Origin of the sequence: Actinomadura violacea, assembly GCF_017573465.1 — a bacterium.
Taxonomy (GTDB): Bacteria; Actinomycetota; Actinomycetes; order Streptosporangiales; family Streptosporangiaceae; genus Spirillospora; species Spirillospora violacea.
In genome coordinates, this window is sequence record NZ_JAGEPF010000035.1 from 86,182 (window position 1) to 106,006 (window position 19,825).

Annotated in this window: 26 protein-coding genes and 1 pseudogene; 26 read left to right on the forward strand and 1 reads right to left on the reverse strand. The window is 68.6% G+C overall.

Annotation, left to right across the window (positions count from 1 at the left end; translation table 11 throughout):
* The first annotated feature begins 30 nt into the window (after positions 1-30).
* The 18 genes and pseudogenes from J4709_RS43515 (at position 31) to J4709_RS54125 (ending at position 12,280) form a co-directional block, all read left to right on the forward strand.
* Entirely contained in the window at positions 31-1,293 is a 1,263-nt protein-coding gene (locus J4709_RS43515; protein ID WP_208250955.1) for a hypothetical protein, read from the forward strand.
* Positions 1,290-1,769 carry a hypothetical protein gene (locus tag J4709_RS43520; RefSeq protein WP_208250957.1) on the forward strand — a complete coding sequence of 160 codons (480 nt, stop codon included), beginning with the start codon at positions 1,290-1,292 and terminating at the stop codon, positions 1,767-1,769. The genes J4709_RS43515 and J4709_RS43520 overlap by 4 nt, the downstream gene beginning before the upstream one ends.
* 74 nt (positions 1,770-1,843) lie before the next feature.
* Positions 1,844-2,251, forward strand: a complete 408-nt coding sequence (locus J4709_RS43525; RefSeq protein WP_208250959.1) for a hypothetical protein — start codon at positions 1,844-1,846, stop codon at positions 2,249-2,251.
* Positions 2,248-2,712: a hypothetical protein gene (locus J4709_RS43530; protein WP_208250961.1), complete on the forward strand. Its 465-nt coding sequence runs from the start codon at positions 2,248-2,250 to the stop codon at positions 2,710-2,712. The genes J4709_RS43525 and J4709_RS43530 overlap by 4 nt, the downstream gene beginning before the upstream one ends.
* A complete protein-coding gene (locus J4709_RS43535) occupies positions 2,709-3,074 on the forward strand; it encodes a hypothetical protein (RefSeq protein ID WP_208250963.1) in 366 nt (121 codons plus the stop codon). Before J4709_RS43530 ends, J4709_RS43535 begins: the two co-directional genes overlap by 4 nt.
* Positions 3,071-3,331 carry a hypothetical protein gene (locus J4709_RS43540; RefSeq protein ID WP_208250965.1) on the forward strand — a complete coding sequence of 87 codons (261 nt, stop codon included), beginning with the start codon at positions 3,071-3,073 and terminating at the stop codon, positions 3,329-3,331. Before J4709_RS43535 ends, J4709_RS43540 begins: the two co-directional genes overlap by 4 nt.
* The gene (locus tag J4709_RS43545; RefSeq protein WP_208250967.1) at positions 3,328-3,648 is read left to right on the forward strand and encodes a WhiB family transcriptional regulator; all 321 of its coding nucleotides are present in this window, start codon (positions 3,328-3,330) and stop codon (positions 3,646-3,648) included. Before J4709_RS43540 ends, J4709_RS43545 begins: the two co-directional genes overlap by 4 nt.
* Positions 3,648-4,751 (forward strand): hypothetical protein, encoded by a 1,104-nt coding sequence (locus J4709_RS43550; RefSeq protein WP_208250969.1) that lies wholly within the window; start codon positions 3,648-3,650, stop codon positions 4,749-4,751. The genes J4709_RS43545 and J4709_RS43550 overlap by 1 nt, the downstream gene beginning before the upstream one ends.
* 110 nt (positions 4,752-4,861) lie before the next feature.
* The gene (locus tag J4709_RS43555; protein WP_208250971.1) at positions 4,862-5,191 is read left to right on the forward strand and encodes a hypothetical protein; all 330 of its coding nucleotides are present in this window, start codon (positions 4,862-4,864) and stop codon (positions 5,189-5,191) included.
* A complete protein-coding gene (locus J4709_RS43560) occupies positions 5,178-5,414 on the forward strand; it encodes a hypothetical protein (protein WP_208250973.1) in 237 nt (78 codons plus the stop codon). Before J4709_RS43555 ends, J4709_RS43560 begins: the two co-directional genes overlap by 14 nt.
* A 60-nt stretch (positions 5,415-5,474) precedes the next feature.
* Positions 5,475-6,086, forward strand: coding sequence for a hypothetical protein (locus J4709_RS43565; protein ID WP_208250974.1), 612 nt, complete (start codon positions 5,475-5,477; stop codon positions 6,084-6,086).
* 53 nt (positions 6,087-6,139) lie between these two features.
* A complete protein-coding gene (locus J4709_RS43570; protein ID WP_208250976.1) occupies positions 6,140-6,820 on the forward strand; it encodes a hypothetical protein in 681 nt (226 codons plus the stop codon).
* A gap of 79 nt (positions 6,821-6,899) precedes the next feature.
* Positions 6,900-7,640 carry a hypothetical protein gene (locus tag J4709_RS43575; RefSeq protein WP_208250978.1) on the forward strand — a complete coding sequence of 247 codons (741 nt, stop codon included), beginning with the start codon at positions 6,900-6,902 and terminating at the stop codon, positions 7,638-7,640.
* Complete coding sequence (locus J4709_RS43580) at positions 7,637-8,422, forward strand: hypothetical protein (protein ID WP_208250981.1); 786 nt, start codon at positions 7,637-7,639, stop codon at positions 8,420-8,422. The genes J4709_RS43575 and J4709_RS43580 overlap by 4 nt, the downstream gene beginning before the upstream one ends.
* A gap of 1,016 nt (positions 8,423-9,438) precedes the next feature.
* Positions 9,439-9,663 (forward strand): hypothetical protein, encoded by a 225-nt coding sequence (locus J4709_RS43585; protein ID WP_208250982.1) that lies wholly within the window; start codon positions 9,439-9,441, stop codon positions 9,661-9,663.
* A 482-nt stretch (positions 9,664-10,145) separates the two neighbouring features.
* A pseudogene (locus J4709_RS56295) lies at positions 10,146-10,328 on the forward strand (helix-turn-helix domain-containing protein); the annotation flags it as partial.
* Between the two features lie 30 nt (positions 10,329-10,358).
* A complete protein-coding gene (locus tag J4709_RS43590) occupies positions 10,359-11,417 on the forward strand; it encodes a hypothetical protein (protein WP_232384937.1) in 1,059 nt (352 codons plus the stop codon).
* Positions 11,418-11,533: 116 nt separating this feature from the next.
* Positions 11,534-12,280 (forward strand): DUF6879 family protein, encoded by a 747-nt coding sequence (locus J4709_RS54125; RefSeq protein WP_232384938.1) that lies wholly within the window; start codon positions 11,534-11,536, stop codon positions 12,278-12,280.
* Between the two features lie 25 nt (positions 12,281-12,305).
* Here J4709_RS54125 and J4709_RS43600 read toward each other — a convergent pair whose 3' ends face one another.
* The gene (locus tag J4709_RS43600; protein WP_307802053.1) at positions 12,306-13,247 is read right to left on the reverse strand and encodes a helix-turn-helix domain-containing protein; all 942 of its coding nucleotides are present in this window, start codon (positions 13,245-13,247) and stop codon (positions 12,306-12,308) included.
* 186 nt (positions 13,248-13,433) lie between these two features.
* Between J4709_RS43600 and J4709_RS43605 the strand changes: the two genes are divergently transcribed.
* The 8 genes from J4709_RS43605 (at position 13,434) to J4709_RS55960 (ending at position 19,824) form a co-directional block, all read left to right on the forward strand.
* Positions 13,434-13,814, forward strand: a complete 381-nt coding sequence (locus J4709_RS43605; RefSeq protein WP_208250988.1) for an ATP-binding protein — start codon at positions 13,434-13,436, stop codon at positions 13,812-13,814.
* The gene (locus tag J4709_RS43610; protein WP_208250990.1) at positions 13,807-13,986 is read left to right on the forward strand and encodes a hypothetical protein; all 180 of its coding nucleotides are present in this window, start codon (positions 13,807-13,809) and stop codon (positions 13,984-13,986) included. Before J4709_RS43605 ends, J4709_RS43610 begins: the two co-directional genes overlap by 8 nt.
* A 227-nt stretch (positions 13,987-14,213) precedes the next feature.
* The gene (locus J4709_RS43615) at positions 14,214-15,329 is read left to right on the forward strand and encodes a radical SAM protein (RefSeq protein ID WP_208250999.1); all 1,116 of its coding nucleotides are present in this window, start codon (positions 14,214-14,216) and stop codon (positions 15,327-15,329) included.
* The gene (locus tag J4709_RS55190; RefSeq protein WP_269757611.1) at positions 15,326-15,460 is read left to right on the forward strand and encodes a hypothetical protein; all 135 of its coding nucleotides are present in this window, start codon (positions 15,326-15,328) and stop codon (positions 15,458-15,460) included. The genes J4709_RS43615 and J4709_RS55190 overlap by 4 nt, the downstream gene beginning before the upstream one ends.
* 68 nt (positions 15,461-15,528) lie before the next feature.
* Positions 15,529-16,287, forward strand: coding sequence for a hypothetical protein (locus tag J4709_RS43620; RefSeq protein ID WP_208251001.1), 759 nt, complete (start codon positions 15,529-15,531; stop codon positions 16,285-16,287).
* Between the two features lie 46 nt (positions 16,288-16,333).
* Positions 16,334-16,789: a hypothetical protein gene (locus J4709_RS43625; protein WP_208251003.1), complete on the forward strand. Its 456-nt coding sequence runs from the start codon at positions 16,334-16,336 to the stop codon at positions 16,787-16,789.
* A 268-nt stretch (positions 16,790-17,057) separates the two neighbouring features.
* The gene (locus J4709_RS43630) at positions 17,058-18,632 is read left to right on the forward strand and encodes a type I restriction-modification system subunit M (RefSeq protein ID WP_208251010.1); all 1,575 of its coding nucleotides are present in this window, start codon (positions 17,058-17,060) and stop codon (positions 18,630-18,632) included.
* Positions 18,633-18,684: 52 nt separating this feature from the next.
* Entirely contained in the window at positions 18,685-19,824 is a 1,140-nt protein-coding gene (locus J4709_RS55960; RefSeq protein WP_307802054.1) for a restriction endonuclease subunit S, read from the forward strand.
* Position 19,825 lies beyond the last annotated feature (1 nt).

Sequence of the window (19,825 nt, forward strand, 5' to 3'; positions counted from 1 at the left end):
ACTTCGTCCCTCGCGAAAAGGAACGCACGAATGGTACTGCGCACACGCCGACCCACGGGAGCGGTCCCGTGGCCGCTTATCCTGCTGGAAGGCGGCGAGAAGGTCGGCAAGAGCTGGGCGGCCGCCCAGCTCACCGCCTCGCCACGCATCGGCCGCACCTTCTGGATAGCGCTCGGTGAAGTGGACGCCGACGAGTACGGCTCCCTGCCGGGCGCCGACTTCGAGATCGTCGAGTACGACGGCACGTTCTCCTCCCTGTACTCCGCCGTCACCGACATCCACGCCCTGGCGGCCGAGGTGCCGCCCGGCGAACCGCCCGTCGCACTGGTCATCGACACCATGACCGCCGAGTGGGAGTGGCTCAAGGACTGGGCCGACGAACGGGCCCGCTCCAGCGAGAAGAACAAGAAGATCCTGGCTCGCGACCCCAACGCCGAGATCACCATCCCGCCGAACATCTGGACCGACACCAACACGCGGCACCGCCGGTTGATGCGGCTGCTGATGACCTTCAAGGGCGTGGTGGTCATGATCGCCCGTGGCCGGGAGACGATCGCGGTGGACGACAACGGCCGCCCCCTCAAGGACACCCGCGACTACCGGGTGGAGGCCCAGCGCGGCCTGCCGTTCGACGCCTCGATGTGGATCCGGATGGACCGCGACAAGCCCGCGTTCGTGGTCGGGTGCCGCAGTGTCCACTCCGGTGTCCGGCCCGGCCGGGACGAGCCCAAGGAACTCAAGCCGGACTGGACGCTGGACTGGGTCATCTTCGACGTCCTGCGATGCGACCCGTCCACCGCTCACGCCCCCTCCCTGGTGGACCGCAAGCCGGAGATGACGCCTGAGCAGATCCGCGACGAGGCCATGGACCCGCAGACCTCCTACGAGCGGCTGTGCGAGCTGGAGCAGATCGTCACCGACTTGGGCTTCGAGCACGTCATCGTCTCCGACCGGTGGGGCAACGAAGGTGAACTCAGCAGGCTGCTGACGATCAAGAAGTCCCAGCATCCGGGTCCCCGGCCCGCGCCGTCCCCCTCGTCATCCACCTCCGCGCCTCCTCCAGAGCCGCCGCCGGCCGCGCAGGTGCAGCGCGAGATGATCGCCGAGCTGTTCACCCGGCTGGGCGGGTTCGACACCCCGCAGTCCCGCGCCACCTACCTCGCCGAGGTCCTCGGCCGCCCGGTCACCGAGGACGAGTTGACGGTGCCCGACGCCGAACAGGTCGTCTCCCGGCTCCGCGAGGCGCTGCGCAAGGCTGAGAAGGCGCGCGCCAAGAGGGGAGCGGCGCAGTGACCACCCGGGCCAAGGAACTGATCTGGCGGTTCGGGGTGATCGCCGGGATCCGCAAGGCGCTGCGGCAGATGACCGACACTCACGAGCCCGAACTGCTGGAGACGCTGCCCGGCCGGGCACCCGCCGTCCTGCCGGGCGGCGCGCGGGTCGCGTCGGTCTTCATCGACTGGGACGTCAACCCGGTGATCGTGGACGAGACCAAGCTCCTTGAGTACGTCCGCGCCACCCGGCCCGACGAGGTCATCGAGGTCGTGCGGCCCTCCTACCTGCGGTACCTGCTCCAGGAGGCCGCGCGCAACGGCGAGGAACCGCCCGGCGTGCTGCTGCGCGACACCTACACCGTCACCACGTCCCTGGCCCGAGAGGCGTTGGAGAACATCACCCGCGCGCTGGAAGACGGCGAGGTCCGCTTCTCCGAGCTGTTGACGCCGCCTGACGACGACTCCACGCCGCCCGTCGCCGCCGCGACCTCCTGACTTCAGTCGACTGCTGGGGGCGGGCCGCGCATACCCGGCCTGCCCCCGGCGCCCCCTGCAAAGGAACGCCACGCATGATTTCCCCCATCGCCCGGTCCGACGATCCGGGCCCGGTCACGGCGGTGCGCATCACGGTGCTGCTGGCTGACCGCGACGCCAGCCGCTGCGCCGCCTGCGGCCAGAGCGCCGACGCCGCCGAGGTCGCTCCTGTTCCCCGGCAGTGTTCACGGCTGGGTCAGGTAGAACGCTCCAGTGCCGCCGGATGGCTGCTGCTGTGCGGGACCGCCACGACCGGGTGCCGCGGCCGCGTCGCCGACGAACCCGGCTGGGCCCGCCAGAACGGCCTGACCGTCGCGGCCGACCGTGACCCCGCCGAGGTGCCGGTCTGGCACGCCGTTCACGGGCTGGTGTGGCTGGACGCCGACGGCGGCGTCTACCCCGTTCCCGACTCCGCGGGCCCCGGCCGAAGGGACGCCCGGTGAAGCGCGCTGCCGCCGACGTGTGCGGCACCCCGTCGGGGTACAAGCGCGGCTGTCGCTGCACGCCGTGCCGGGAGGCGCACGCCGAGCACACCGCCGCACAGAAGCGGGATCGGGTGATCCGCGCGGCGGCCGACCCGTCGCTGGTCCCGCACGGCACCCAGTCCGGCTACGTGAACTGGTCGTGCCGCTGCACGCCGTGCTGCGAGGCCAACCGTGCCGCGCGGCACTCGGCCGACCGCGCCGTGAACGGCTACCGGCCTTGGACCGACGCCGAACGCGACATCGCGATGCAGGACCGGCCGATCCGTGAAATCGCCGCCGAACTCGGCCGGACGTACCACGCGGTGCTGACGATGCGCTACCAGCAGCGTCAGCAGCAGGAGCGTCAGCAGCTTCAGAACCAGCAGCGCATCCGCTCGGCTTCCGGGTCGGTCCTCACCGCTCATAAGGAGGCCAGTTGAGAACCCGTTTCCGCCGAACCGGCGCCCCCAAGCCGCAGATCCCCACCCTCCCCCTGTTCGAGCTGCCGGGCGCTGATGACGCCTCGCCTGGCGCCTGCGGAGAGGCTGGGGACGGCCATGAGGAGTGGTGGGCGACGGCGGTCGCCGGTGTTCACCGGCTTGCCGCGACCGGGATGGCTTTCCAGGCGTATGACCTGCGGATGGCGGGGGTGCCGGAGCCGCCCCGGTCCGCCGCGCAGTGGGGCGCGCTGTTCGCCTCGCTGGCGCGTGAGGGAGTGATCGTCCCGGTCGGGTACGGGCCGTCACCGAGGCCCACGACGCGATCCAGTGCGGCCCGGATCTGGCGGGGTGCGGCCCGATGAGCCTTCACCTCGTCCAGCCGATGGCGTGCGGGCTGCTGGGGCTGATCGTGGTGTACGCGGTGCGGGAGGGCCTGCGCGAGGTGATGCGCCGTTGGCGGCGCACCGGCGAATGGATCGACCAGTCCGCGCCCGGCCCGCAGGACCCGGCACCCAGCACGGACGCCGCCGCTGTTGCCGCGCGGGCGTGCGCCGTCCCCACCGCCGAGGAGACCGGCACGGCGGCGAGCGGCGGTCCTGCTGCGGGAGGCGGCCGATGACCGGCACCGCTGGAGCCGTCCGGGTACGCGCGCCGCAGTCGTGGGAGGACCGGGCGGTGTGCGCCGAGGTCGATCCCGAGCTGTTCTTTCCCGAGCACTCCGGATGGGCCGGCGCCCTTGAGGCGGAGGTGGCCAAGGCGATCTGCGCCGAGTGCCCGGTGTGCGGTGACTGCCTGGCGACCGCACTGGCCGACCCCGCCTTGTACGGCATCTGGGGCGGCACGACTCGCGCCGAGCGCAAGCAGCTGCGCCGCCGTCGACGCGCCGGGCAGCGCGGCTCCCGGCGAGCAGGACACGACGAAGGGGGCCGGTCCTGATGGGTTGGGGACGGCTAGACGACAACCTCGACGACCACCCCAAGTTCCTGGCACTGCTGGACCACGAGGAGAGCGGCTGGGCCGCGATCACGCTGTGGACGCTGGCGCTGGCATGGGCCAACCGCAACACCCGCAAGGGAGGGAAGACGCCGGGCCTGCTGCCCGCCGGTCTCCCGCGCCGCTACCTGGGAGGCGCCGGGCGCCAGGCCGCTGCGCTGCTGGTCGAGGTCGGCTTGTGGGAGACGGCTGAGAGCGGCTGGATGATCCACGACTTCATCGACTACCTGCCCTCGGAGAAGACCCGGAAAGCTCGCGCGGAGGCGGGCCGCAAGGGTGCGGAGGCGCGCTGGCGCGGTAAGAAGGCCGCCGAGTCGGCCGAGCCCGGTGACGACCTGGACGACGGCGTGGATGACCGCGCGGAGGGTCGCGCCGAGGGTCGCGCGGATGGCAACGAGCCATCGCCGCGCCATGCCGGGAGCGATGCCGGTAGTTATGACGTCGATGGCAACGAGCCATCAGGTAGCTATGGCGCTGCTGGCAAAACGGATGGCAAGCAGGTGGCATCCGATGGCTCACGCGCGCACGCGCGCCGGGGTCCCACCCCCGCCCCCGTTCCCGAGCCCGAACCCTCCCCCTCCCCAGCCCCTCCGCACGGGCAGGGCGTCCGGCAGCAGCCCGACGCCTCCCGTGCGTCCGGGGAGGGAGGGAGGAGGGGGCAGAACCCCAGGCAGGACCCCGCCGGGCCGCACGGGGACGCTCAGGTGATCCACATGGGCCTTGTCGCCGAGGTCCAGGGCATCCGGCCGGAATGGTCCGCCAGGTCCATCCGGCGTGCTCTGGAGCAACCGGAGGTGCGTGAGCGCCCCGCCGACCTGATTCGAGCCGCGTTCCTGCTCGTCGCCGCCGACCCCGAAACCCAGCATCCCGGCCGCCTGGCCCACGACGGGCCCTGGTGGAACCAGGCCGCACGGCAGGCCCGGCCGCGCCCCGCCGTTCCGGACTGGTGCGGCAGATGCGAGTCGGCCGCGCGGCGGATGGTCGAGCTGGGCGACGGGCGCGTGCAGCGCTGCCCGGACTGCCATCCCCTCGCCGGGACCGCATAGCCGCAGCTCAGACACTACGAACAAACTTTAATCATTGTGTTGACATTGTGGTGGGGCCTCTCCTAAGGTCCACATGTCAGCACAGTAAACCAACCGAAAGGAGTGGTCTGGTGGACACGCCCGACGCGCCGGACGTACCGCGCCCGGCCGCGAACGAACTGCGCGCGCTCACCGCTGCCGCCCGCCCCGACTGGAACCCCGACGCGGTAATGACCGCGATGGCCGACGCCCACATGTGCGGCATGTCCTGGGCCGACGTCGTCGAGCGCATGGGCGCGCTGATCGCCGACCCCGACGCCGCCCCCCGCGACCTCACCGCCCACATCTGGCGCAGCAAGCGCCGCGCCTCCAACGGCCCGCCCGACGCCTACCGCAAGGCCCGCGCCGCTGACCCGATCCTGGCCTCCCACACCCGCAAGGAGCCGCATGAACTCGCCTGATACGGCTCCGCGCGACATGACGCCGCGCGACGGCCGCTGCACCTGCACGGGCGTGGGCTGCTGGCACCGCGGCCGCTGCCGCGCCTGGTCCGGGCAGCCTCACCCGCTCACCCACGAACCCGTCGTGCTCGACAACGCCGCCGGATGGTGCGAGCCGTGCACCCCGACCGGCCGGACGACCAACCGCAAGACGCCCACCGAGCCCGAACCGCTGTTCTCCTGACCCGCCGCAGGGGCGGCGGGCCCGCTACGCCCGCCGCCCCCTGAACACCAAGGAGCCCGAATGGCCACCATCCCCGCCCCGGCGATGCCTCCGGTCGGCCTCGATGCGGCCGTCCCGGAACCCGAGATCGACCCCGCGTGGGACGGCGCGTGCGACGCCGAACCCGAGATGCCCTCCCCTGAAGTGCTGGCGGCTCAAACGGTGCCGCTGCTGGCCGCCCTGGTCTGCGCCCACCGTGACGGCGATCTGTCCCGCGTCACGCGGACCATCGCCGACCAGGACCCGCAGCACCTCCAGGCGCTGGTGATGACGCTGACGCGGATGGTGCCCCCCACCACCCCCCTGCCCAACCCCGCCCACCTGGCCGATCTCCTCGCCGACATCTACACCTACGCCCCCATCACCAAGGCCCGCGCCGTCCGCAACCGCGCCGACCTCGCCGACGCCATCGGTGTGCTGCCTCCCCCCGACGAAACCACCGCCGTGTGCTCCCGCTGCGAGCGGCGCAAGCCCCACAGCGAGTTCCACCGCGACGCCTCCACGCCCACCGGCTTCAGCTACCGATGCAAGCCCTGCTCGGCCAAGTTGCACCGCGCCACCCGCGCACGCACCGGCACGCACGCGGCCCAGCCCGCGCGCACCGGACGTGCGGCCGCGTCGGGTCCGCGGTGACCCACAGCGCCCTCAACCATCCCCGCCCCTTCCCTCACCGATTCGGAGCAGCAATGACCAGCACGACCACCGCCCCCGCCGCCGCGTCCGAGACGATCGACGGCCTTGCTGTCGTCGCCGACGAGGCGGCCCTGTCGCCGCTGTCCAAGCCGGGAAAGCCGATCATCTTCCACCGCATCCGCGAACTGCTGCTGGAGGACGGCACCGTCCGCTACCGCTGCATCGAGTGCGCGGAGACCTCGCGGCAGTTGGGGAAGATCCGCTACCACCTGCGCACCCACCTCCGCCCGGACACGGCCCGTCCCTCCCGCAAGACCAAGCCCCGCACCGGCCGAGCCGCAACGGACCAGGTGGGCGCCACGCGGACCCGCCACACCAGCGCCACGGCCGCTGCCTCGGCGGTGACCGCGCCGCAGGCCGCGCCAGCCAGCGCACCGTCCGCCGCGCATACTCCCGAGACCGGCGGCAGCACCACCGCATCCCGCGCCACGGTGCTGCCGGACCTGACGCTCGCCGAGCTGGCCAACCGCCTCTACGAACTGGCGGAGCTGGACAAGGTGCGCACCGAGAACGACGAGCTGCGCCGCGAGTGCGCGGAGCTGCGCGCCGGCCATGACGAGCTGCTGGCCGCCACCCGCGGGCTCGCCGACCTGCGTCGCCGAGCCGAGACCGCCGAGCAGCGCCTCGCCACGATCCAGCAGCTCCTTCGCGAAGCGGACGGCACCGGCGCCTGAACCTGCCGCCGGACCGGCGGCGTGCCCCGCGCCGCCGGTCCGGTCCGGCCGACGAACCAACAACCGGGAGAGCACCCAGGTGACCAACGAGCTGTACGACGACACCCGGCCCTGCGCCGCCGCAAGCCGCTGCGCCGCGCGCACCGACAAGGGACCGGCCCGCACCCCCCGCGTCTTCTGCGACGCCGACCGCACCCGCATCCACGACGCGCTCAAGGCACTACCCGGCCTGCACTACGACCTGCACCGCGCGCTCGGCGAACGCGCCACCACCACCAGCAACGGACGCCCCTCCGGCAAGCCGACACCGTCCCTGCCGATCCGGATCGACCTGGCCGACCTCGCCCACCAGATCCGCGAGACCCTCCTCGGCTGGGAAGAACGCGTCCGCGACGTCGCGGGCCTCCCCGAGACCCCCGCCCGCGGCGTGCGGCCCGGAGTCGCCCTGGACCGCGCCGTCCGCATCCTCACCCGCCACCTCGACGCGCTCCTGGCGCTCGCGCCCGCAGCCATGACCCGCCCGCGCGCCGACGGCGCGGACGGCTGGGAGTACCCCGACCTCGACGGCGCCGACGCCGGGCTTGAGGTCCTCGTGCTGGTCCACCGGTGCCGCTCCGCGCTCGGCCTCACCCGCGCCCCGCAACTCCTGTCCGCGCCCTGCGAGCACTGCGGCCTGGCGCTGATCGAGCGCCTCGACGGCGCCGCCGGCATGGACGACGCTGCCACCTGCACCGGGTGCGGCCACCACTACAGGCCCGCCGAGTACGCCGCGCTGGCCGCCCGAGTCCTGCACGCCTGCACCCAAGGAGCCGACCGGTGACCAGCACCGTCCCGACCGCAGCCCCCACCCCAGCGCCCGTTCCGGTGGCAGCCACAGCGCCCGTCCCGGTGAAGGGGCGAGGCAAGCGCGGCAAGCGCCGCCTCCCCCTCCGCCGTCAGCCGATCCTCACACCGATCGCGGTCTACGACTGCCACGACCCGATGTCGTGCGACCGGGACGCCCTCAACGCCTGGGCGCGCTCGCAAGGGCTACATCCGGAGCTGACCTACCGGTGGGAGGTGTACCGCACCGACCACCTGTGGGTCCGCGCCTACGAGTACGCCGCCGAGCAGGACGGCACTCTCATCTGGGACCCCGGCACCGAACACTTCCGCCTCGCCGCCCCCTACGACCAGTCCCTCACTGCGTTCCCGCCCGACCTCTGGATGGTTGAACTCCCCTGGGGCCTACCACTGCTGTCGGCCAACGGCCGCGACCACTACCGCGTCCGCGCCGAATACACCAAGACCTTGCGCAGCGCCGCCGCGACCGCCGCAGCCACCGCGCACCTCCCAGCAATGCCAGCCGCGCATGTCATTGGGGAGTACCGTCCCGGACACCGCACCCGCCGCCGCGACCCGGCGAACTGGGCCCCCAGCTTCAAGGCCGCCGCAGACGGGCTCGTGGACGCCGGAGTACTTCACGACGACGACGCCTCCCGCATGATCGGACCCGACCCGCGCCTCGGACCACCCGACCCAGACGCCGTTCTCGCCGAGATGCGCTGGGGCCGCGTGGTTCTCTATGTCCGAGCAAGACCAGACGCCGCTGACCTGGCCTGAGAGCCAGTCTTCCGACGAAACGCGTACACGTGCGGTCCCCGCCCCTCCCGCACGTGTGCTCTCTCCAGAGGAAGTGCGAGCGGAATTACAGGGACACCACCCCAGAGCAGCTACCGTCAGGGCCGGGGAGCCAGCTGTAGGGAGGTGACGAGGACGTGACGACAGACCTGGAGACCGAGACCCTGGAGGCATTGGCGCGGGTGGGGCACCCGGCCAACTCCCTGTTGTCTGGATCACTGTCCTTGTCGTCGTTGCTTGAAAACCGCAGTGCTAGCGGCATGTCGGCGCTCCTGGCGGCGCACAGAATGTTGAGGCAGGGCGAGTCCATGCGTGAGCTGCGCGGGCTCCCGGCTCAACTCGACCGCGCTAGGTCGGAAGCAGAACACCTCCTCAAAAGCGCCGTGCGCAATGGGGACGACACTCGCACGGTCTTGATCACACTCCGCCCCCAGCCTGAGTTCGCCTGGCAACGCGCGGCAGTCGAGCAGATGCATGCCGCTTGGCGCGAGCAGCCAACCGTAGCCTCCGCTCCTACCGGTGCGAGCAAGAGTCGCCTCTTGCTCGTCCTCGACGAAGCTCACACCTTCCGAGGCGAATCAGCGTTCGATCACGCCATGACATCCGTGCAGGCGTACCTGAAAGTCGCACGAGAACGGGCCTCGTCTCCATTCCGGAGCGTAACCTTGCGCATCCGCGTCAACGTGCTAGTGACGCGCTTGCGGAGCCTCGCGAACTACATCCGCGCCGTGTTGGAGATGGCGCGAATGCAGCACGTCCGCCAGCTCGCCTCCGCGGGCCGCGAATCGTCGGCCGCACCGCTGTACCTCCTGCTACTCGCGGTCTGCCACCGGTACGGACGCCGTGCCGAACCGTCCAGCTCTGCCCCCTCGCTCAACCGATTCCAACCATCGGCGGGGAGCGCCCTAGCGGGCTGCTAAGCGGACGCTCCCCGCGAAAGTGAGGGAGCGTCCCCCATGGAAGAACTCTTCCGCGTAGTCGCGGAGCCAGGACCCTCGATGGTCCTGATCGCCCTGATAATCCTGATCATCCTGGTCGCAGGGCTCATTGCGGCCGTGGTCGCCATGATTGTCCTCTACCTCGGGCTGGCCACGGTGGCTCTGCTTCGCGCCCGGCCCGCGAACATGGACGGCCGCTACGTGGCCTTCCGAGACCTGCTCGACCTGCTGCGCGACCTGCTGCGTGAGCTGCTCAGCTTGCTCCGCCCCTGGCGGCGGGGGTGATCATGAGCGACACACCGCAGGCCGACGCGTCCGGCCGCCGCCGTGGCCGTCCGCCCCGCGCGTCGCGCGAGTTGACGAGAGAGGTCATCACCCTCCGCCGGCAGGGGCTCAGCCTTCGAAGCATCGCTGCGAACCTGAACGCACGGTCTGTTCCGATGCCGGAAGGACAGGGGCCTTGGTGCTACAAGGCGGTCGATCGACTGTTGGCGACCCGGCACGCCAGGGACGTCGAAGCCGAGATGGACCGGGACTAGTAACCGCTGACGAGAGCTGGGCCGGACGGGGGCACCGGCCCAGCTCTTCGGCCATCGTCCTCCGGCATGTCGGCCTTCGCTATGGCGTACTACGCCCAGCAGCGGCCACCACCAGAGCTGGGGAGAGCCTGGGGTAGGTCGTCGACGCACGACAGTTCGCCCCTTGACCGAGGGGATGTGCCGGGTCAGGGTCGTGATGGATGCATGACCTTGGCGACGGAGGCTGGCATGACAGGTCGTGGTCATCTCGGCCCTGTCATCAGGGAGGCGAGGCGAACGCGCGGGTGGACGCAGATCGACCTGGCAACGCGGATGTATTGTTCGCCGGCCACGGTCTCGCGGTGGGAGACCGAGAAAGCCCCGCTGACCGACCTCGTAACTCTTTCTCGGCTCGCCGAAGTCCTCGAAATGCCCCCGGCAGTCTTAGGGGTCGCCGCTACCGTGTCCGACAACCCGACTGCGGAGGATGATCCAGTGCGGCGACGGCAACTCTTGCAGACGCTTGCGATCACGGCCGCCGCTACAGCGGTTCCCGGCGCGCAAGGTGCCCGCGCGGCTCAGGTGACGCCAGACGATCTCCTCGTCGCCAACCTGCGGGATGCTTTGCTGACTCCCCATCGCACGGCGACAGGGAGCCCCAGCGCCCTCACGGCAGCCTTCGCGCACGCCAAGCGCGCCTTCCAGGCATGCCGGTACGAGCAGCTTGCCAACGATCTGCCGCTGCTTATCGCCCGTGGGACCACGCTTGCAGAGTCCGGAAAGCCGACTGATTGCGCCCTTCTCGCGGAGATCTTGACGCTGACGGCGCGGATGCTGGTCAAAGTGGATCGCACCGATCTCGGGCTGCTCGCCGCTGACCGCGCGAGGCAAAGCGCGGAAGGCGCAGCAGACCCGATCGTGCCCGCCGAGGCCGCACGGAACCTATCGGTGCTGACTCGCAAGGCCGGTTGGCATGACCGCGCCGCCGAGATCGCTCTGTCAGCCGCCGACGACCCTCGGCTCCGCGGTGACGATCCCACCCTCAGAGCCCAGCGCGGCCTGCTGATCATGTCCGCCGCGTACACCGCCGCCAAAAGCAAGGACCGCAGCGGGATGGACGATCTCACCGCGCACGCGCAGTCGCTGGCCAGCGGCCTGGGTAAGGGCGTCCAGCTCAAGCACGGGACCGGATTCGGGACCTGGATGATCGAGTCACATCGGATCTCCGGGCACAACGCCTGCGGCGACCCGTACCAAGCCCTCCACGTCGCGCGCCACTTGGACCCTCGCGCTCTGCCGACGATCGAACGCCGCAGCAGGTACTACACCGACATCGCGACCTCTTGGGCGATGGCCGGGAATAGGACCAAATGCTTGAACGCCCTACTTGCCGCGGAACGGCAGGCGCCCGAGGAGACCCACGCGCGGCCGGCGATCCATCGGCTGGTCAGAGGGCTGCTCGCCTCAGGACCCGCAACGCGTGAGCTCCAGGAGCTGGCCGCACGCTGCGGCGTCACATGACCGTGCTCCTGTCAACGATGCGTGCACATCCTGAAAGTCGATCTTGAGGTCGTTGACCGACGGTTCGGCAGTAGGTGAGGGTCGATGCGGCAACTCCCCCTCTCCTGGAGGTCTCCATGCCGGAGGATGTGCGTTTCGTGGGCGGCGACAAGGGGTCCGAGGACGACCACTGCCCCGCGGTGTTCATCGACCCCACGACGGGTGACTTCCTGTTCCAGGGCAGGATCATCACCGACCCATCGGTCCTGACGATGGTCCGCGAGCACGGCGCCATCGCCGCTGACGAGGCCGTGGTGTGGCTTCCGGCCAGGATGCGTCAGGTCATCGAAGACGCGCTCACCGGCTTCGACGACGAGCGGCAGGGGCACGGTGAGCCGACCGTCAAGAGTCTTCTGGCCCGGGCGACCCGCTCCGCGGTGCACTTGGAGATGCGGGACCTCTATCTGCCATCACCCGGCTTCGACGATTGGAAGGCCGGAGGTGACGGGCGAACCGACCGCAGCCCCTGGATCACCGCGGTCCAAGACGCGGTCGGTCGCGGGGTGAAGGTCCGCCGGGCCCGTGTCGTGTCCGAGCCGGTCAGCGACTACACCCGGTGGCTGCACATGGTCACCGACGTCAACCTCAAGGCTGGCGAGGACGTGCGGTGGCTGCCCCGCCGCCGAGCGTTCGACCTGATGCTTCCTGGCGCCGACCTGTGGATGTTCGATCAGCGTGTGGTCCTCTACAACTTCAATGACGGAGACGGGCAGCACGTGCCCGGCTACGAGTACACCTCCGACCCGCGCCATGTCGCCCAGATTGTTGCCGCGTTCGAGCAGGTGTGGGAGCGCGCCACGCCACACGAGGACTTCGCAGTGTGACCAGCCTGCGCTTCGCCGACCGCGCTCAACCGAGTGCGTGCAGTGCCCGCTGGATCAGGGCTCTGGCCTGTTCGCCCTGCACCGCGACCGACAACAGGCGGTCCCACGCCTCGCCGTACATGCGGATCTCCTCCGGCATGGTCAGCCGCAGATAGCCGCTGATCAGCTCGACAGTGACGAGCCGGTCATCGTCCATGATGAACGCCTCACCAGGAATGACCCCTCGACGGTCGATGTCGCGCGGGATGATCCCGAGGAACACGTTCTTGCGGGCAGAGGCGCTCACCTCGAGGAGATGCCTGAGTTGCTCCCTGTGGGTCTCGTCAGGGCCCGGCCGGTACCACAGGACGTCCTCTTCGAGGATGAACCCCCACAGGGCATCCGGGCGGGTCAAGCACTGCTGCCGTTCCAAGCGGGCGGCGACGGCCTCGGCGATGTCGTCGCGTTGCAGGTGCTGATCTGCTCGTGCGCGTGACAGGTAGAAGGTCATCATCGCCTCGGTCTGCAACAGGCCGGGGATCACCTTGGTCTGGTACGTCCGCTGCCGTCTCACCCGCCAGTACCGGTCCCGCAACCGCTCCTGCCGCGCCTTGAGCCCCCCACCGGCGGACTTGGCCAGCTGAGCGTAGGTCTGCCACATCTGCGACACGGCCTTCTGCTCGGTCAGCAGCTCAGCCTCACGCTCGGGCGGCTCCCCGCACACCCGGCACCACAGGCGAACGTGTTCCGCCGTGATGGTCCGCTGCGCCTTCTCGATCTTGGTGACCGTGGTGGCGTCGGCCCAACCAACACGGCTCGCGAACTCACGGCCGGTCAAACGCGCGGCCGTGCGCATCTCGCGGAGACGCTCGCCCAGACGCCTACGGGCCGCCTGCGCGCTCGATGACGGTGAGGACGGCATGGGCTCGTATGTTCCCCCACAACGTGATCCGCGAGGCCCCGAGTTGGCAGACGTTGGCTCCCACATGTTCGCTGCTCATCGTCGTTGCTGCCAACCTCTGCCAATTCTGTAGCCCCCGCTGGCCCGCCCGCGTCAGTGTCAGGGTCACACAACGTTTCGTCCGTGCCCCCTTGCAGGAGCAGCAGGACGAACTCGGGTGCGACGCGGGAGCCACCGATGACCACAGCAGCACAAGAGGCTCAAAGAGTCGTGATGACCCACGAGCTGTTGTCGACACCGGCGGCGGTCGGCATCGCACGCCGCGCCACCGCTCGCGCCCTCATCAGCCGAGGGCTCACCGAGGCCCAGACCGACACGTTCGTCCTGGTCGTCTCCGAGCTGGCCACCAACGCGGTCAAGGCCCGGAGACACGACAAGTTCACCGTGCGGATCAGCGAAGAAGTCGCCGGCACACTCACGATCGAGGTCTGGGACTCCGTCCCAGAGCCGCCGCGCCGCGGGTCACCGGGCGTCGATGCCGAAGACGGCCGCGGCCTGCTCATCGTGGAGGCCTTGGCCGCCCACTACGGCTGGCGGCCAGCCGGCGAAGGCAAGTGCGTGTTCGCGGTTCTGGAGGTACCGCCCCATGGCTGACCACAGCGCCGTCATCGACGGCGAAATCCTGGTCCCGGTCTCGGCGGCGCTGGACATCGCACACGGCGCTTACGAGCAGGCGATGATCCAGCAGGGCCTCTTGCCGGACGCCGTCAAGGTCATCCGGGCGATGGCCGAACAGAACATCCAAGAGCTGAACAACGAGGAATAGCCCTGACGCCCCTCTGGACCACGGCAGGCACCCGACGCCCCGCCCTTGCTCATAGAACACTGCCGCGGCCCTCAGAGCTTCGACGCCCCACGCAGGCACCCGGCTGTATTTCCCGTGCTTGGTCCCAGCGATTCCGGGGCCCATCCAGGACGGCTCACGAAGGAGGTGCTTCGGACGGACAGCTGAACGTGACCGGATACCACCCAGAGGGTTCTAGGAGAGCCGACATGCACCAACTGATCTCGAGCCCCTTCCTGGGGGACTACATGGTGCTGAAACCGGGACACGCCCGTGGAATCAAGGTTTCACGGGCGGCCTACGCAGAACTCGCCGAAGCCAAGACATTTCCCGCCTGGCTCGCGAGCGCCGCCGCGAGGGCCTGGGGGATCGACCTTCACCAGGAGCCGACAGCGGGCCGCCTCCTCATCCGCCGCGAGTCCACCTACGCCTTCGGCAAAGCGACCTATGAGCTGAATCTCGGCTGCAACTACGACTGCGAGCACTGCTACCTCGGGCTCAAGACCTTCGAGGGGCTGGAGTGGCAGGCACGTGAACGGCTGCTCGAAACGATCCGCGACGCCGGAGTGCTCTGGCTCCAACTCACCGGCGGAGAGCCGATGGTGGACCGTCTGTTCGCCGCCGTCCACACCAAGGCTTACGAGCTGGGCATGATGATCGAGATCCTCACCAACGGCTCACGCCTGGCGAACAGCAAGATCCTCGACCTGCTGACCACCTACCGGCCGAGCAAGATGAGCCTCAGCGTCTACGGCGCGACCGCCGAAACCTACGACGGCCTCACCAGACGACCGGGCTCGTTCCGCAGGTTCATGCGCGGCCTGACAGCCGCGCACGAGGCGGGCCTCCAGCTCGACCTGAGCCTGATCATCACCGACCGGAACGCGCACGAGGTGGAAGCGATGCGCGGCCTCGCCGAGCGGTTCGGCCTGCGCTACCGCGAGTACGCCCAGATGTCCCCGACGATCCACGGCGGGGGAGAGACCTTGCCCTCGCAGTCGCCGCAGTTCCTGCGCAAGCGCGCCCCCTTCCGAGGGTGCGATGCCGGACACACCTCCTTCCACGTGGACCCGTTCGGCCGGGCGAGCATCTGCAAGATCGGCCGCGAACCCAACATCGACCTCACGCGCGAGGGGCCGCCCGGCCTGACCCGGCTGGCCGGCATCAGCGACAACCTGCTCCTGCGGCAGGGCGGCTGCACCGGCTGCACCCTCCAAGGAACCTGCGGCACCTGTATGCCGCTCGTGCAGCTCTACCGCAGCGCCAAGGCCCCGCTGGCCACCTACTGCCAGCACAAAGAACCCCGGAAGGAGGTAGCCCAGTGAGCACAATGACCCAGGTTCTGGAGAGCCCGGCGGCCGAGGACGCCGTAATGGTCGAGATCGTCGAGGACGTCAACGAGACGGCCGACGACGCGATCAGCCTCGGGTGCGGCAACGACAACCCCTACACCTGACCGATTCGAGACCGGGTCGTCCCCTCGTCGTCCCCGCCGACGAGGGGCGGCCCCACTAGGTTGCTGCCGTGACGGAACGAACCTCCTGGCGATCGGCGCAAGAGCTGATCGAGAAGCACACCGGGCAGATCACTTCAGCCCGTTCAGTCAACGAGGGGTACAACTCCGAGATCGCCGTCGTCATCAACGAGACGACCTTCGTCAAGGGCCTGCGGGCCGACCACCCTCGCGTCTGGACACAGGAACGTGAGCGGCAGATCAACCCGCACGTCTGCCACGTCTCGGCGGCTCTGCTGTGGTCGGAGACGTCGGCAGGATGGGACCTCAACGGGTTCGAGTTCCTCGACGGCCACCCAGCGACCTACCTGCCCGGCAGCCACGATCTCGAGCGGATCGTGGCCATGGTCGCGCGTTGGCCTTCCGCCCCCGCGGGTGTCGAGATGAAGCAGGCCCCCCTCAGATGGGCGTCCTACAGCGACCGAGCCGATTTGTTTGCCGGCGACTGCCTCTCCCACACCGACTGGTCCCCCAGCAACGTCCTGATCGTCCACGGGCAGGCACGGATGCTGGACTGGGCGTGGCCCACCAAGGGCGCCTGCTGGCTGGATCCGGCCTGCTGGATCGTCTGGCTCATCGCCAGCGGCCACACCCCCGAGCAGGCAGAAGCGCGCGCCTGTGAACTTCGCACGTTCGCCACAGCGCCCAAGGAAGCCGTGTCGGCTTTCGCCGCAGCGCAAGCAGCCATGTGGGAAGACATCGGCGAGCACGCACCACACCCAGGCCTCGCCGCCGCGGCAGCGAACTGGGCCAAGTACCGATCCGCCTAACACGGCCCGTCGTCACAAGGGGCCGTGAAGAACACCTAGGACGACGATGACCATGCAAACCCATCCCTCGACCGCCCTGACCCCTCCCCACCACGACGAACGGGTCCCGATCGACAACGCCATGGTGGACCTGGTCCGCGCGATCTGGGCACGGGGCTGGCAGACGGCAGCCTGCTGCCAGGACACCGGAGAGGCTGTCGAAGCCGAGCGCGCCGCAGGACGGCCCGCCGAACCGAGCGGCAACGCCGGATTCATCGACTACTACCGGGGCTGGGCCTGGCTCAAGATGCCCCAGGCTGATGCGTTCGCCTTCCTCGGCGAACTGGCCGCCGACGACCGGCTCCGCCACCTCGTCACCACACGCTGGGGCAGGGGCTGCTGGCGGATCCACTCGCCGGTCATCTGGTCTGACGACCGATTCCTCTCCTCACCGTTCGTCCAGATGCACTTCCCCAAGGCACAGATCACCGATGTGACGCGGATCTTGACCGGGGTCGCTTGACGACCGCCCCGGCCCAACACCCACCGACACTAGACGAACCGGGCCAGGCCACCTCTCAGGGGCCACCGGGCAGAACCTGCGCGAGCACCAAGTGAGTGTCCCCGCGGAGAGATATCGTTCACGGGTCGCGCACGGAGGAGCACCGACACCATGTTCGCCCGCCAGGAGCTACCGGCAGTACATGTCGGGCCGCCTGAAACGGGATGGACAGCAAGAACACCACGGCCTTCGGGCCACCGGCCTTTGATGAGCAAGGACATTCCGACTGATGGCAGTGACCCAGCAGGAGATCGAGAACCGGTTGTGGGACGCCGCCGACGAGCTGCGCGTGGCGATGCCCGAAGCACAGTATTCCTCGGTTATCTTCCCACTGATGTTCTGGAAGTACCTGTCGGACACCTGGGAGCACAACCATCAGGAGTTCCTAGCCGAGAACGAGGGCATAGAGAATCTGTCGGCTGAAGAAGCCCACGAGATCGAGTACCGCGACTACCAGTCGTTCGAAATCCCACACATCACTCTCGAAGGCGGGCAGAAACGCCGCGCCTCCTGGTCATCCATCCTCGCCACAATTACCCAGCCCGGCCTCGGTAAGCGTGTCCGCGCATCCCTGCAAGCCATCGAGACGGCCAACCCCAACAAATTTTCCCGGCTGTTCGGGTCGATGACCTGGGCGGCCGAAGAAGTGCTGCCGGGCGAGGTGCTAGCGGCAGTCATGCAGGCAATGAACCGTACTCCGGAGATGCACGAGGGCAATATGTCCCACGACGTGCTCGGCGGCGCGTATGAGTACCTTCTGAAGCGGTTCTCCGACGGATCCGGCACCCGAGCCGGCCAGTTCTTCACCCCGCGCGAGGTCGTCGAACTGATCGTCGAGGTCCTGGCTCCGCAGAGTTTCGAGTCGGTGTACGACCCGACCTGCGGGTCGGGTGGCATGCTCATCGCCTCCGCGAATCTCCTCAAAGCCAGTGGTGGACGCGGCTACACGCTCAAGTTGTATGGGCAGGAAGCTGTAATGGACACTGCAGGCGTAGCGCGCATGAACCTCTTCATGCACAACCTGACCCAGTTTCAGGTCGAGGTTGGTGACACTCTAAAGGACCCACGCTTCAAGAACCCTGACGGGTCGCTCGCGCAGTTCGACGTGATCGTCGCCAACCCGCCTTACAGCATGAAGTGGAAGCCCTGGACCAACGATCAGCGCGCTCTCGGCGGAGTGGCCCCACAGTCGTCGGCGGACTGGGCATTCGTGCAGCACATGATCGCGTCAATGGGCCCAAAGAAGGGGCGTGCCGCGGTAGTCCTGCCCCATGGCGTCCTCTTCCGAGGCGGCCAGGAAGCAGCCATCCGCCAGCGCGTTCTGGACGACGACCTGCTAGAAGCGGTCATTGGGTTGCCTGCCAACCTCTTCTACAACACCAGCATCCCCACAGCGATCCTGGTGTTCCGTTCACGCGGTACTAAGGCCACGGAGCGGAAGGACGGCGTACTGTTCATCGACGCCTCCAAGTGCTTCGCCAAGGCCAGGAATCGCAACATCCTCACGGACGCCGACATCGCCCACGTCGTGACTACTTACCACTCAAGCTTCGACGCCAACGGCAACGCGGCGGATGCCGATGGGCAGGAAGGCCTCACGGCGCGGTTCGTCCCGAAAACGGAGATCATGGCGAATGGGTACGACCTCAACATCGGCCGCTACATCAAGCAGGCCGCCGCCGCGCAAGAAGACCTCGGCACCCTCATCGATGCCTACAACATCGCCCGAGCTGAGCGCCAGAAGACTGAGCAGCGCATGCTGGAGGTCCTCGCCGCCGCCGGTGTGGTGGGCTTCGATGAGTAACGCCTGGCCGCATGTTGCGCTGAGCGAACTAGTCACCCAGCGTCGAGATGCGGTGAAGATCGAGAGCGGTGTCGAGTATCCCCTTCTAGGGGTCCGCTGGTATGGCCAGGGGGCATTCCATCGAGAAACCGTAACGCGTGAGTCGTCCAAGGCCACGACCGTTTACAGAGTTACGGCCGGGCAGTTTATCTATAACCGACTCTTTGCAGGAAAAGGGTCCTTTGGGCTGGTTCTTCCCGAGTTCGCTGGCGCATTTGTCTCCAATGAATTCCCGCTGTTCGACACGAAGAGTCGGCGACTTTCGGTCGACTACCTGAATCTCTACTTTCAGCAGGGGCGGGTCTGGGATTACGTGGAGGCTGCCTCGACCGGTACAACTGCCAGCCGGAACAGGTGGAAAGAAAGCCAGTTCCTCGCACATCACATCCCGCTCCCGCCGCTGCCGACACAGAAACGGATTGTCGAGGTAATCGGCGCGGTCGACGACCACATCGCCGCACTCGGTGCCGAGGTAGAAGCGCTGTCGGCGGTTTTGCGTCGCCGGCGGGCTGACCTCATCACCGACGACTCGGGTGAAGTCGTGAGGGCTGAACACGCGTTCCACTTCTCTACCGGCGTGCGCCGGACACCTGACAGGGCGGACGGCCCTTACATGACTCCCTACCTGCGATCCGCGAACGTCGGTTATGGGACGCTCGACCTATCCGACGTCCTGGAGATGAACTACGACCCGGCGGAACGCAAGAAATTCTGCCTCCAGTACGGCGACGTGGTCGTGTCCGAAGGTAGCGCAAGCGCGAATGCAGTCGGGATGCCCGCGATGTGGCGGGACGAACTCCCAGGGCCTGTCTGCACCCAGATGACCCTGCTTCGCCTCCGAGCGAGAGAAGGGATCTGCATTCCCGAGTTCGTCTTCCACTGGAGCATGTGGGCCTACGAGTCGGGGGCCTTCCTCGACGTCGCGGGCGGCACCAACATCAAGCACATCAGCGCCAAGCGAGCGAAAGGCATGGCAGTGCGCCTACCACCGCTCACCCGTCAGCGCGAGATAGCGGTGGAACTTGACGCGATGGGGTCTGTGTTGGAGGCGGCCCGCGCGGAGCGGGCCCGCCTCCGTGAAGTCCGCACAGGCCTGCTGGCAGGGCTCCTGAACCGCAGCATCGACATTGACGTGGCTGAGTTAGAGAATTGAG